Source organism: Candidatus Woesearchaeota archaeon, from assembly GCA_016214075.1.
Lineage (GTDB): Archaea > Nanobdellota > Nanobdellia > Woesearchaeales > DSVV01 > JACRPI01.
This window is the reverse complement of record JACRPI010000025.1, coordinates 15,926-27,892: the sequence shown is the minus strand read 5'-3', so window position 1 is coordinate 27,892 and position 11,967 is coordinate 15,926. Positions and strand designations below refer to the sequence as shown.

General features: G+C 40.5%; 14 protein-coding genes. 5 read left to right on the top strand and 9 right to left on the bottom strand.

Going from position 1 to position 11,967, the window contains the following annotated elements; all coding sequences use genetic code 11:
• Position 1: 1 nt before the first annotated feature.
• Both HZC31_05255 and HZC31_05250 read right to left on the bottom strand, forming a co-directional pair.
• Positions 2 to 322, bottom strand: a complete 321-nt coding sequence (locus HZC31_05255; protein ID MBI5002769.1) for a hypothetical protein — start codon at positions 320 to 322, stop codon at positions 2 to 4.
• A 52-nt stretch (positions 323 to 374) separates the two neighbouring features.
• Positions 375 to 980 (bottom strand): RsmD family RNA methyltransferase, encoded by a 606-nt coding sequence (locus HZC31_05250; protein ID MBI5002768.1) that lies wholly within the window; start codon positions 978 to 980, stop codon positions 375 to 377.
• Positions 981 to 1,471: 491 nt separating this feature from the next.
• On the opposite strand from HZC31_05250, the gene HZC31_05245 reads away from it, so the two are divergent.
• The gene (locus HZC31_05245) at positions 1,472 to 2,323 is read left to right on the top strand and encodes a hypothetical protein (protein MBI5002767.1); all 852 of its coding nucleotides are present in this window, start codon (positions 1,472 to 1,474) and stop codon (positions 2,321 to 2,323) included.
• A 26-nt stretch (positions 2,324 to 2,349) separates the two neighbouring features.
• Here HZC31_05245 and HZC31_05240 read toward each other — a convergent pair whose 3' ends face one another.
• Entirely contained in the window at positions 2,350 to 3,789 is a 1,440-nt protein-coding gene (locus tag HZC31_05240; protein MBI5002766.1) for an AMP-binding protein, read from the bottom strand.
• A complete protein-coding gene (locus HZC31_05235) occupies positions 3,782 to 4,468 on the bottom strand; it encodes a 1-acyl-sn-glycerol-3-phosphate acyltransferase (protein ID MBI5002765.1) in 687 nt (228 codons plus the stop codon). The genes HZC31_05240 and HZC31_05235 overlap by 8 nt, the downstream gene beginning before the upstream one ends.
• Before the next feature lie 98 nt (positions 4,469 to 4,566).
• Here HZC31_05235 and HZC31_05230 point away from each other — a divergent pair, with 98 nt between their 5' ends.
• Positions 4,567 to 5,355 carry a hypothetical protein gene (locus HZC31_05230; GenBank protein ID MBI5002764.1) on the top strand — a complete coding sequence of 263 codons (789 nt, stop codon included), beginning with the start codon at positions 4,567 to 4,569 and terminating at the stop codon, positions 5,353 to 5,355.
• A gap of 33 nt (positions 5,356 to 5,388) precedes the next feature.
• On the opposite strand, the gene HZC31_05225 is transcribed toward HZC31_05230, so the two are convergent.
• Both HZC31_05225 and HZC31_05220 read right to left on the bottom strand, forming a co-directional pair.
• Positions 5,389 to 6,582, bottom strand: a complete 1,194-nt coding sequence (locus tag HZC31_05225) for an MFS transporter (protein ID MBI5002763.1) — start codon at positions 6,580 to 6,582, stop codon at positions 5,389 to 5,391.
• Positions 6,583 to 6,640: 58 nt separating this feature from the next.
• Complete coding sequence (locus HZC31_05220) at positions 6,641 to 7,201, bottom strand: hypothetical protein (GenBank protein ID MBI5002762.1); 561 nt, start codon at positions 7,199 to 7,201, stop codon at positions 6,641 to 6,643.
• Positions 7,202 to 7,559: 358 nt separating this feature from the next.
• On the opposite strand from HZC31_05220, the gene HZC31_05215 reads away from it, so the two are divergent.
• The 3 genes from HZC31_05215 to HZC31_05205 all read left to right on the top strand — a co-directional run bounded on the left by HZC31_05215 (position 7,560) and on the right by HZC31_05205 (position 9,527).
• Positions 7,560 to 8,201 (top strand): DNRLRE domain-containing protein, encoded by a 642-nt coding sequence (locus HZC31_05215; GenBank protein ID MBI5002761.1) that lies wholly within the window; start codon positions 7,560 to 7,562, stop codon positions 8,199 to 8,201.
• Positions 8,202 to 8,256: 55 nt separating this feature from the next.
• Complete coding sequence (locus tag HZC31_05210) at positions 8,257 to 9,180, top strand: rhodanese-related sulfurtransferase (GenBank protein ID MBI5002760.1); 924 nt, start codon at positions 8,257 to 8,259, stop codon at positions 9,178 to 9,180.
• A gap of 68 nt (positions 9,181 to 9,248) precedes the next feature.
• A complete protein-coding gene (locus tag HZC31_05205; protein MBI5002759.1) occupies positions 9,249 to 9,527 on the top strand; it encodes a YdeI/OmpD-associated family protein in 279 nt (92 codons plus the stop codon).
• Positions 9,528 to 9,614: 87 nt separating this feature from the next.
• Here HZC31_05205 and HZC31_05200 read toward each other — a convergent pair whose 3' ends face one another.
• The 3 genes from HZC31_05200 to HZC31_05190 are packed head-to-tail and all read right to left on the bottom strand — an operon-like array spanning position 9,615 to position 11,908.
• Entirely contained in the window at positions 9,615 to 10,862 is a 1,248-nt protein-coding gene (locus HZC31_05200; GenBank protein MBI5002758.1) for an NAD(P)/FAD-dependent oxidoreductase, read from the bottom strand.
• Positions 10,863 to 10,880: 18 nt separating this feature from the next.
• Positions 10,881 to 11,735 carry a PAC2 family protein gene (locus HZC31_05195; GenBank protein ID MBI5002757.1) on the bottom strand — a complete coding sequence of 285 codons (855 nt, stop codon included), beginning with the start codon at positions 11,733 to 11,735 and terminating at the stop codon, positions 10,881 to 10,883.
• Positions 11,732 to 11,908, bottom strand: a complete 177-nt coding sequence (locus HZC31_05190; GenBank protein ID MBI5002756.1) for a ribosome biogenesis protein — start codon at positions 11,906 to 11,908, stop codon at positions 11,732 to 11,734. The genes HZC31_05195 and HZC31_05190 overlap by 4 nt, the downstream gene beginning before the upstream one ends.
• Positions 11,909 to 11,967: the final 59 nt, after the last annotated feature.

The following is an 11,967-nucleotide window of genomic DNA, read 5'->3' as shown; positions in this document are numbered from 1 at the left end:
ATTAAACTTGTTTTTTCTCAAAAAACAATCTGACTCTGTCATCCATTTTTGGTTTCGCGTTTTCGCCGAGCCTATAATAAATTTTCTCCGCGTTGCCCCCCCAGGAATACGTTCCTTCTTCTTTCACCATTCTTTTGACAGCGAATTCCTGCGTCTCCAAACCTTTTTTCAAATGATAATGAATGCTCCGCATCGTACATTTTGGAAAAATTTGATTGTACAACAGAGAAAGTTGATACCCATATCCTTCGCCAAGATGGTGCAAAAGCTCAATCATGTTTTGTCTGATTGCAGATTGAACAGGACGACCTCTTTTTGACATAAGAAGAATGAAGGCAATGAACATTAAAAATGTTTTGTCTTAGAACGCGAGACTACCTTTTCACCAACCGATAACACGTCACTTCAATTCTTTCTAATTTCTTTCGATGATACGATTGCGTTTGTCGTAAAGGAAACGCGAAATGATACACTTCAGCAATAGAAAAAAAATAATCCCCTGCGATCGCGCGAACAAACGCGTCAGTCGTTGTTTTATGAAAACTATACACAATCTTTGCAAGAGAAAACGCTTTTTCCATAAATGGTTTGTCCGCGTGCGCTTGCTTTGTCCCAAACGGCGGATTTTGAAATACAGTGTCAACATGATCTTGAAATTCAGAAACATCCATCTGAAGAAGCGTATAATTCTCAAGACGAAGTGGAAGAAGATTCTGACGAAGAATCGCAACAGCATCTGAATCTTTCTCGATAAAATACACCTGTTCTGCGCCAAGCAATAACGCGCCAATTCCTAAAATTCCTGTTCCCGCGCCGAGATCCGCGACTTTTTTGCCGACAATGTCGCCTTTCATGAGTGCGTCCCACAATATGATGGAAGCGACTTCAGAATCAGTAGGGTATTGTTCCAGTTTCAGTTTTGGTTTTTCAAACACAGCGAGTTTGGAAAGCTGTATTGCAAGCTGTTTTTTCGTGAGCATGAAACAATAAATAAAAAATGCAAGTATAAAAAAGTATTCACGCAGTTCTTCAATAGAGCGCAGGAATAGTGCCATCCGATCTTTCGAGTGATATGACAATTCTTTTCTTCCTTATGAAATGAAGATTAAAAATAACCCCATTCACCGAATTTCTCTTCCAAATTTTTTTCTCTTTCGTTCGATACTTCGGTTCATGGGTCCCCCTGACAGTAAAAGATCTTGCTGGTGCGTGTATCACCTCACAATAAAGAATCGCCCTACAGTCCTTGAGAATCCCTAAATAATTTTATTATTAAATTGTGAAAAAACAAAACTCTGAAAATGTCGAAGACAATATCTCTATTTCTTATGGAAAGTTGTGATTTCACATGCTTGATCGGATGGCACCAAGAATAATAAGATATAAATAGAAGTAAAGCAAAAAAAATCACTGTTCATGTGTTGATAATAAAATATTCATGTTTTAATAATAAAAAAAGAGGCGATGAAAAATGGCAGTTTCTAAAGAAAGTTGGATTGTAATGATAGTGGCGGTTGTTGCGGTAATTGGATTATTAACCATGTTCACAGGGGGAACGCTTGGAGACAACGATATCTCCGGACAGGCGATCGCGGCGAAAGGAATGATAAACACAACAGCAAATAAATCAACAGCCGGTCCAATAACGACGGCATCCAACAAATGCACAGACAGCGATGGGGGTCTGGATGAATACACGAAAGGAACGACAAAAGGAGAATGGCTGAGCTCCTCAACAAAGGAGGTAAAATCACATACAGACTCGTGTTATGATACAGCTACTGTCAAAGAATATTATTGTGTGACAGATAAAAGCAAGCTTTCTCTATATGGTCAGGAAGATTCAGGAGCGGTCAATCAGGAATTCATAGATTGCGCGAGGGGAGAAATATGCAATAGCGCGATCTGCGCAGCCGCAGTAGACTTTGAAGTCAGCGACGCGTCAATGACTGTGGACACCAGCGACGGCGCAGTTGACTTTTACACAAGAGTAAAAAACAGCGGCTCGCTTGACGCAACGCTTGATGATCTTTATGTGGAAATAGAGTGGCAGAACGATGACGGAACAGGAGGAAGTATAGGCGCTCCATTTACCGTGACCCAAACAATAAAAGCAGGGGCAACAGAAAGTATCGCTATAGAGACAAGTATAGACAGCAAATGGATTGATGATGTCATTGCAGGCAGTACAAGCAAAACGATAACAGCGGCAATAACGCTTGATTACAGCGAAACAGTCGTGGAAACAGATGAAACAAACAATCAGAAAACAAGAACATTGAGTATACTCGGTGTTGGGGCAGAACAGATTGCCTTAAGTTAATTTTTTTTTATTCAATTTATTTTTTCTTATTCTTTTCTTTTGTCCAGAATCCTTTTTTCTTTCAAATGAGTCTCCAAACCAAGACTTTCGACGAGTTTTTGCTTTGTCGTGAAAACAACAGAAGGAGTGATGTGAAAGTGCGCCTGCATTTGCCGGATAAGCTCGTTCTTGACAAAAGTATGATTTTCTCGAGCGTGAGGAGCGACATGAACAACAAGTTCGTCAAGATCAAACTGCTTCTTTTTCTGAAGCACCGCCTGCCATTCATCAACAAAAGAGAGCGAAGAAAGCAGCGCGTGCACCGCGTTGAGATCCACAAGAGACCCTTTTATTTTCGTCAGTTGAAGCGAAGTAATTTCACTGCTTCTTGTAATCGCGGGATCTAAGCGAGGAGTCTTTGCGCCGCAATAAGGACATGAACCAACTTGCAATCGTCCTATGTCTCCTGTTTTATAGCGCAGGAAAACAGTGCCGCGAAAGTCAAGCCCCGTATAAACAATCTCCCCAGTCTGCCCATCTGGCACACGATTTCCTTGGGGATCAACAATTTCAATAAACTCCATGTCAGGATAGAGATGATACCCACTTTCTTCATGGCATTGCGTCCAACTGACTTTTCCTTCTGTGAACGCGTATGTTGAATAAACAAGAGGAAGGCGAGAACCACAGCGATCAAGAAGTTTTTTTAGTTTTTCTTTATACGCAAGTGTCACCGCTTCTCCACCTAAAATAACATAACGTAGAAATGCAAGATCACGCTTTTCTTCCGCAGCAATCGAAAGAAGATGATAAACATAAGAAGGCATTCCTATGATCACTTCAGCACGCATATGTTCGAGAACATCTAGAATTTTTTTAGTTCCCATACCTTTGCCACCACCTGTATGAATGCCAAAAACTCCGAGATAATTTGTCGCGTACACTGCCTGCCAAAACGCAAGATGCGGTGCATACGGGAAGACATTGAGAACACGAACAGTGCGAGGAATCTTGAGATGAAGAAGCATTCTTCTGCTTGCTTCCTGAAGATATAAAAGATCATGCTGTGTGTAGAGGACAGGAACACTCATCGCGCTTCTGCCTGACGTGAAATGAACATGAATAGGTTTAAACTCTTTCATAAGTTCTTGTTTCAGTATAGAGGAGAAGAACAAACGAAATCCATTCACATGAGGAAGCGTATGTAATTTTTGTGCGGGATTAAGCACAAACGCGCTTGCTTTTTCAGGGCGTTCCACAGTCGCGACAAGATCTTCTTTGGTTGTGAAAGGAACTTTAAGAAGATCATTTGTGGAAGTAATAGCTCGCGAGTTAATAGTATGCGCCTGAAAAAACGCGGCATAATATGGCGCGTGAGGAAATAAGCGCATCATGTGTTGCAATTTTTTATTCTGAAGAGCGGTTTGTTTACGCAAAGAAAAAGAAATCATTTTTTCCCACGGAATTGAAAATAACGATTTAGGCATAAGAATATGACCTCCGTGCCAGTTGTGCGATTTTTTTCATGACAAGAGTTGTTGCGGCACGAAGCATTTTTTTTGTCGCAGTTTTTTTTGTCATAAATTTCTTTTGATACGCAGTAAGATAAAAAGGTTTGCCAAAAGAGAGTACCGCACGAGCTTTCCAGATGCGTGGAATCATCATGTTTCGAGGCAGCATGAGATCAGCGTTTTGTATGCCAACAGGAATAATTGGAATTGTTTTTGCCTTTTTTGCGCCAAGCACGATACGAACAATTCCTGTTCTACCTTCAAGAAGAGAACCGTCGTAAGTCCTTTTTCCTTCTGGAAAAATTCCAACCAGTTCTCCTGCGTCAAGAAGTGCTGATGCTTGTTGAAGCGCGTGTTGCCCACGTTTTTTTGTCCCTTCTTCTTCAACAAAGAGAACGCTTGCCCATTTCTCATAAATAATCCTCTCAACTGCGCTTCCAAAGTAAGAAGTAAATTCTTTTTTCGCGAGAAAATGAATTTTTTTATTTGTTTTCTCAACTACAGAACTTCCAATAAGAAGACCATCAATGTGACTTTGGTGATTAGAAGCGATAATAAAAGGTCCTTTTTTAGGAATATGTTCTAAACCAGTACAGTTGCGAACAAAGAGCGATCGCAGAAGAGGGAAGAATAATTTCGCTAAAGGGTAAACCATGTTCAATAAAGAACAGGAAGAGTATAAAAGGATTAAGAACCACTAATGAGGAGTGAACACAAGAAAATATATAAATAAAGTGCTGCTTCCAAGACAATATGAAACGAAAACACGGCATTGCGGGAGTAGGAATAGTGGGAATGCTGCTTGCGTCAGGAGCGTTGGCAGAGGATTTTTCGATTCGGAATCTACCCCTCGAAGAAAGGGTTTGTCCGGATGTCACAAGGGATATTATTCTTGACGATGGCAGGCGGATAACCAGAAATTCTTCCTTGTTTTGTTATTCTGAAACGCACAAAGAAAGTGATGCGCTCGGCGGCAGAACAGACGTGGACGTATTTTATGAAGAGGAAGGCGTGTTAAGAAAAGACGCGTGGAGCGGCCCTCAGGGATATACAAAGATCGCGCGGCAGCTTTTGATCAGGTACGACAAAGCAGGCGTCAATTATGAAGTATGGTTTATCACCAGTCCGAACGCGGACGGCAGGGGATTTTATGATAGAGAAGGGGGCGAACTTTTGTTTTTGACAAGAACAGAGCCAGAAGCGCGGATGACAAATGATTTTGTCTGGCTGAAGGGATTATTTTACAACACCATTATCGCCAAAGAAGAAAACAGGTGGGAAGAAGGCACGCATCTTCACGCGAGAGTTGAAAATGTCATGACAATAATGAGAAAGAAAACATATCATGCCGCAAAAACATTGCGGGAGTATAGAATGGTGGATGATGAAAAAGATGATGATGAGCAGGGAAAAAAAGAATATATACGGAAAAAAGAAAATAACCAGAAGAAAGAAAGCCCAATAATCATCAGCGATGAAGAAATCGCGGATATTGCGAGAAGAACAGAACGCCTGTACGAGATCGCGAAATATAAAGAGTAAAATAAGTGTTGGATTCTCTGTTCAAAAGGATTTCTACGCAGCAGCTTTGACATAAATTTTATAATTCTTCAATGCCATAAGCATTGCGCAGAGCATGAAGAATGCTCCTGTAAAAAAAGGCAACGCGATTGAAAACCCAAATAAAATTCCCGCGAATGGCGGACCAAGAACGCGAGAGAGAGCGCCCCAGCTTTGCGCAAGACCAAGCATTGTTCCTTGTTCGTCTTTGTGTGTTCTCTCTGAAATCAATGCGTTGAGAGAAGGCCATGAAAGCGCGAAGCCAGCGGCGTTAATGCCGGTAAAAATATAGAGCATCGTCGTTGAAGAAGACAAACCAATCATAGTATAACTCAAACCAAGAATAAGTGTTCCAAGAATAATGGTTTTAATCTCACCTATCCAAGCAACAACTCTACCAACAACTGCGCCTTGGACAACAACACTCACGACTCCAACAACAAAGAGAATTATTCCCACGCTTGCAGGCCCCAAGCCAAAGCGTTGTTCTGCGAAGAGTGCGTACATCCCTTGCAATTGCGAAAAGCCAAGCGCGATTAATGCGCCAATGATCACAAGAACACCAATATGTTCATGCGTAATACTTTTCCACATTCCTTTAAAGTCGATAAGATGATAACTTTTAATTTCTGTCGTTGTTGGTTTGAAAGATTCAGGAAGCCAGAACCATGCGCCAACAAAATTAAGGAATGCAAGCCCTGCTGCGAAAAACGCGGGAACAGAATAGCCATACACAGAAAGCAAACCGCCGATTGCGGGACCAAACATAAAGCCAAGACCAAACGCTGCGCCGAGCAACCCAAACTTTTTCGCGCGTTCTTTTTCAGAAGTAATGTCCGCGACATACGCTTGAGAAGTCGGAAGTGTTGCGGCTGTTAAAACACCACCAAGCAAACGTGAGAAAAAAAGCAAGAAGAGCGTTGACGCGAAACCGAATAAGATAAACGAAACGCTCGTTCCAATTAATCCGATCATAATGATTGGACGTCGTCCATAACGATCAGACAATCTCCCCCAAAGTGGAGCGAAGAGAAATTGCGCGAGGCTGTAAACGGACATAAGAAGAGCGACAACAAACGCGCTCGCGCCAAGACTTTCCGCGTAAAAAGGCAGCAATGGGATCATGATGCCGAAACCAAGCAAGTCGATAAAGAGCGCAAGGAATAAAAGCCAAAATCCGCGTTGTTTTTGTTTTTCAGTAAGATTCATGATTGGAAAAAGTCAACAGGAAATATATAAAGTGTGTGAAAGAAAATTGAAAAAGAAATTACGCATTTCCCCTTGGAAGAACTAAACTTGCGTCTAAATATTCTCTTACTGCTTCACCACCTACGTTAAACAGAGAAACACGCTCTTGGTTATGCAAAAGAACACGAAGAGGAGGTCCAGTTACGTCAATACCTGCTTGAACAATAGACCTAATCCCCTCTTGACGAACTACAATCATGGATAAACGCTCATCATATTTCACAGGACAAGGAGCTCTGCCTCCTGAAAGATCTGGAAGAAGTTGAGAAGCGCGAAGATAATCCTGGACAATATCAAGGCCACGGAGATCTTCTGGAAATCCTTCAATAACTTGCCGTAAATAAGAGTTAGGAATAGTCTCTGTTGCTAATGCTTGTTCTAAACAAATTCTTCTGCTCATTATTGTTTTAAGATCAGTCTTTTCTTGTGGTTCAAGTTCCATCTGATCAATAACATAATGAACACCAATTTCCTTGAGTTCATAACGAACACGAGGATCAGAAGCGCGTACATTTCGAGAAGAACAATACGCGTCCATGTGCAAAAGTAATGCATCAATGGAAAAAGGGGAATTTGTCATAAAATAACCTAATTCCCCAAGAAATCATCAAGTTCAAATTTGTCCATTTTTCCTCTGTTGAGGATCGTGCGCAAGTTCTTTCGCTCTCGCTGGGAACCCATGTCACTGAGGACTTCCATGTCACTTTCGTCGTAATCCATATGTTATCACCGTAATCGCTATATTTTCGTTATCGTCGTAATCTCTTTAAATTTTTGTTAAATTCACTGCTTTCGAGTAAGAAATGTGAAATTCACTTATTTATATACTTTTCGGTTTTTGTACTACCAAGAGGTACTCAAAAAGAAGAAAGATTATAACTCACTAAGTAGTAATAAAAATAGAAATATTTAAATATGATGAGGATATTCCTAAGAAAATGAAGAAACAATTATCTCTTGCAGCAATAGTGCTTCTGGGATGCCGGGAAGGGCAGGTAAAAATAGGGAATGAAGATACTGGTTTTGATACAGGAGATTCTGTACCACGCTTAGAATCCTACATATGTACTAGTACAGATGGAACACTCGATGCTGTTCGAACACGAGAAGCTTCTCCAGATGAAAATTATTATGGCCAAGAGGTGCATATTGGATCATCTGCAGACGGTGTTGAAGCAGCATTAGTTCAATGTAATACAGACGCAATAAGTGGGTATCAAATAACACAAGCAACATTGTCATTTGATGCTGCAATCACAAGACGATCATCCTATGATGGTGCAGAAGCAGATATTGCATTGAATGCGTATCAAATTCTTGTTCCATGGCAACCGAAAACAGTCACATACAATGTTTTGGATGCGTATGAAGAACCATTTGGCGAGCGATTAGCTGACATCAATGTCTTTGTCGAAGAAGGAACTGAACGATTTAGTATGGATATTACAAATGCGTTCACCGCAGAAACGTATGGTGTTTCATTGATGCCATTAATCAAAGAGAGTTATGATCCAACATCGTATGAAAATCAAGCTGATTCTATCGCGAGCAATTTTACGATTGAATTTGTTGTTGAATAAATAGTATTTTATTTTTCTCACAAACTATAAAAGCAAATCAGCAATTCTTTAAAGAATGGAGATAAAACAACCATTCAAAGTCCTGCTCTTTTACAAGTACGTCAAGCTTGCAGATCCTACTGTGGTTGTCGCAGAAATGAAAGCGTTTTGCGAAGAACAGAAACTTTTGGGAAGAATTCTTATCGCAGAAGAAGGAATCAACGGCACTTGCGCAGGAACTCCAGAAGCAACAGAAGCGTACAAGAAATATATGCAACAAAAGCAAGAGTTCAGCAATCTTTGGTTTAAAGAACAGCCCGTCAGCTGCATTCCATTCAAGAAACTCCAAATTCGCAGCCGAAAAGAAATTGTTGCGTTAGGAGTGGAAGGACTTGATCCAGAAAAAGGAGGAATCCATCTCAAACCGGCTGATGTCAACAAACTTGTCGAACAAGGAAAGAAGGATAATTCTGTCGTTTTCTTTGATGTGCGAAATGAAGTAGAAGCAAAAGTAGGAAGATTTGAAAACGCAGTAACGCCGAAGATTGAGTTTTTCAGAGAACTCCCGTCAATCGTCGATCAGTATGAAGAATTGAAAGACAAGAAAGTAATTTTGTATTGTACTGGCGGCATCCGTTGTGAAAAAGCGTCTGCGTTGTTCAAAAAAAAAGGATTCAAAAAGGTCTATCAAATTGAAGGGGGCATTTACAACTACTGCAATCAATATCCCGACGGACATTTCAAAGGAACCTGCTTTGTGTTTGACGACAGAATGCAGATAGGGTTTGAAGAAGGATTACAAGTAAAAGAAGAGCAGGAAGTTCCTGATGAAAAAATAATTTCGCATTGTGATTTCTGCAATGTCAAGACAAAACGAGTGGTCAATGACGAGCGAAATAATGGCCATCATTTAGTGATTTGTTGTGAAGATTGTGATAAAGCGTTGGATATTTCTCGAATACGATTTAAGAAGAAAAAAATGGATGAGGATTTGGGGTAGGAGTAGCAAGGAAATAGAAGAGTATTTATATTATTGGGGTGTTTATTCCATAACTCATAGAAGAAAATATGGCGAAAAAAGAAAACTCCATTGGTGTAGTTCACGAAGTACCTGCTGATTTAAGAAAAGCTTTAATTTCGAATCAGGATGTTCTAGAAAAATGGAAAGTTCTTACCCCTCTCGCACGCAACGAGTGGATATGTTGGATTACAATTGTGAAGAAACCTGAAACAAGAAAAGAGCATATAGAACGTTTATCTGTAGATCTTCTTAAAGGAAAGCATAGACCTTGTTGTTGGCCAGGTTGCCCTCATCGTAGACCGAATGCCAAAAAATGGTTTAAATAAGAGTCTATTGAAATTGACGAAGTGATTCAATCAGAACTGAAAACACATAGTAAACATAAACGAAGAATAAACAAGGTCTAAGAACCTTTATTCAATCTCACTTGTATCTCGTGGATAAAAGAAATTCAATGTCCAATCCACCGCGACACGAACTTTGTTGCCAAACCCAATCAACTTTGATAAATACATTGTTCTCCAAAACATCCACGCGAAAAATCCTGAGAAATAAATCGTCCTCCCAAGAATATTGATCCCAGCAACTGCGAAATAATCACCAACGCTGAGAAGAAAACCCTGAAGTCCAAAACGATATTCCTTCAAAGAACCAAAACCTAAGATAGCAAGAACATTTCTGGAAACAACAACTGCCTGCTGCACAGCAACCTGCGCAAGCATCGGAACACGCTGTCCATCTCCTTTATCAATGAAAGCGCAATCACCAAGTGCAAAAATGTTCTTATGCACATTGCCACTTTCCACAACTTGTAAAGAAGAGCTCACAGGATAAACAGGAAGTTTTTTACCGTCAAGAGGAAGCGTGTTTGGCGTAAAGCCAACTGCCCAAAAAATAGTTCCCGCTTCAATTTTTTTGTGATGCTGATCAACAACATATCCTTCTCCAACTTTTTTAATCTCGCGTTCCAAAACAAGTGTCACCCCGAGTTTCTGCAGTTCCGCAGCGCATTTTTGAGAGTAATAAGAAGGGAGCATGTTGAGAATTTCTTTGTTTCGATGCACAAGAAGAATCGTAACATCTTTTGGATCAATGCGGCGATGATCTGAAGAAAGAATGGTTCGAATAAACTGCGCAAGCTCTCCGGCGACTTCAACGCCTGTCGCTCCAGCGCCAACAATCATAAAGGTCAATAACTGCGATCTTTTTTTTGGATTTTCCTCAACATCAGCACGTTCAATTTGCGCAATAATTTTATTCCTTATTTTATACGCGCTGGAAAGATCGCGAAGTGCGATAGTATGCTCTAAAGCGCCAGGAGTTCCAAAATAGTTTGCAGAAGAACCAGTCGCGAGAACAAGTATATCATACGAGCGAGAACAGGTATCTGTATGCACGAGTTTTTTCTTTGTATCAACAGTAGTTGCTTGCGCTTTGATAAAAGTAAAACGAGGATTCGATAAGATTTGATTAATCGCAGTCACTGCGTTATCGCGAGAAATACTTCCTGTCGCGATTTCATGAAGCATCGGTGTAAAGAGAAAATAATTGTGTTCGCTGATAAGTGTCACATGAATAGGCTTTCCACGAGATTGACGAAGAAGTAATTTCGCGGTGTAAACGCCAGCAAACCCTCCTCCCACAATAATAACGTGTTTCATGAGACACCTCAAACAGGTTTAACCAATATAAGACTGCCGTGAAGGAGTCTGCTTCGAAGATTCTTCCATCTGCTCTGCTGTTTGCATCAGTTCTCGTTCAAACTCTTTGATTTCTTTGTCCAGTTTGTCCGCGTTCACCTGAAGCGCAAACTTTTTGTTTAGAACAGTGAGAATCTCCTTGCTGCCTTTCATGCCAATGTAATACGGATGCGCGAGCGTTTCCGCGAGAAGAGAAACTGCGTCTATTTTTCTTTTGCCTGCGAGGCCAACAAGAACACCAGCGACACCGACAAACGCGCCAACAACACCAAAAATATTTGGATTCAAGGAAGTTCCTTTCACAAAAGAAGCGGTTGTTTCTTTTGTTGCTCCTGTGCAAAATACTTTAGGATTTTCTGGCGCTTCCTGCAAACCAATACCTCCAAGAGTGATGATTTGTTTTCCGTTCATTGTGGTAAACAAATCAAGAACAATGTCGCAGAATTGATAGCATGCTTCTTGTTCTGTTGGCTGGACATCACCAGACAGCAAAAGAAGATCTGGCATTTTTCCAGAGCCTTTTTTGTAATACAATTCAATGGAAGGAAGTTCAACAAGATTTTCTTCTGTCACAAAGACGGTGTTTGGAAAATGGTACGAATTAATTTCGTACAATTTTTTTGCTTTTAATTCGTCAATAAGAAAATCAACAACAATCTTTCCTACATTCCCAATGCCGGGAAGACCAACAATAAGATACGGCTTGTTAAGAACAGGAGCTTTGCTTTCAAAGGATTGAAACTGCCACGGCTCTTTTGGATAAAAAACTATCTCTGGAGCGTTCTCTGCTTTTATCTCTTTTGTGCTTGCTTTTTTGATTGAAGGTGTACTCATACCAATCCCTCTTTTTTCCGTTGCTCAGATTTTACTTCTCTTCGATATTGCGCGTATTTGTCATCAGGAGAATATTTCGCGGGTTTTCGTTCACCAGTCTTTGCGCCGCAAGTGCAGAGTGATTTCATTGTATACGTTTTGCATGCACTACAGTACATAATATGTTTTGCCATGAGAGGAAAGAAGAACTACAATAATATAAAGGTATGGGTAAATACTGTGAGGATGAACA

Excerpts from the sequence above, each read along its gene's own strand:
- HZC31_05255 (MBI5002769.1), bottom strand. The coding sequence starts at position 322 with ATGTCAAAAAGAGGTCGTCCTGTTCAATCTGCAATCAGACAAAACATG.
- HZC31_05250 (MBI5002768.1), bottom strand. The coding sequence starts at position 980 with ATGCTCACGAAAAAACAGCTTGCAATACAGCTTTCCAAACTCGCTGTG.
- HZC31_05245 (MBI5002767.1), top strand. The coding sequence starts at position 1,472 with ATGGCAGTTTCTAAAGAAAGTTGGATTGTAATGATAGTGGCGGTTGTT.
- HZC31_05240 (MBI5002766.1), bottom strand. The coding sequence starts at position 3,789 with ATGCCTAAATCGTTATTTTCAATTCCGTGGGAAAAAATGATTTCTTTT.
- HZC31_05235 (MBI5002765.1), bottom strand. The coding sequence starts at position 4,468 with ATGGTTTACCCTTTAGCGAAATTATTCTTCCCTCTTCTGCGATCGCTC.
- HZC31_05230 (MBI5002764.1), top strand. The coding sequence starts at position 4,567 with ATGAAACGAAAACACGGCATTGCGGGAGTAGGAATAGTGGGAATGCTG.
- HZC31_05225 (MBI5002763.1), bottom strand. The coding sequence starts at position 6,582 with ATGAATCTTACTGAAAAACAAAAACAACGCGGATTTTGGCTTTTATTC.
- HZC31_05220 (MBI5002762.1), bottom strand. The coding sequence starts at position 7,201 with ATGACAAATTCCCCTTTTTCCATTGATGCATTACTTTTGCACATGGAC.
- HZC31_05215 (MBI5002761.1), top strand. The coding sequence starts at position 7,560 with ATGAAGAAACAATTATCTCTTGCAGCAATAGTGCTTCTGGGATGCCGG.
- HZC31_05210 (MBI5002760.1), top strand. The coding sequence starts at position 8,257 with ATGGAGATAAAACAACCATTCAAAGTCCTGCTCTTTTACAAGTACGTC.
- HZC31_05205 (MBI5002759.1), top strand. The coding sequence starts at position 9,249 with ATGGCGAAAAAAGAAAACTCCATTGGTGTAGTTCACGAAGTACCTGCT.
- HZC31_05200 (MBI5002758.1), bottom strand. The coding sequence starts at position 10,862 with ATGAAACACGTTATTATTGTGGGAGGAGGGTTTGCTGGCGTTTACACC.
- HZC31_05195 (MBI5002757.1), bottom strand. The coding sequence starts at position 11,735 with ATGAGTACACCTTCAATCAAAAAAGCAAGCACAAAAGAGATAAAAGCA.
- HZC31_05190 (MBI5002756.1), bottom strand. The coding sequence starts at position 11,908 with ATGGCAAAACATATTATGTACTGTAGTGCATGCAAAACGTATACAATG.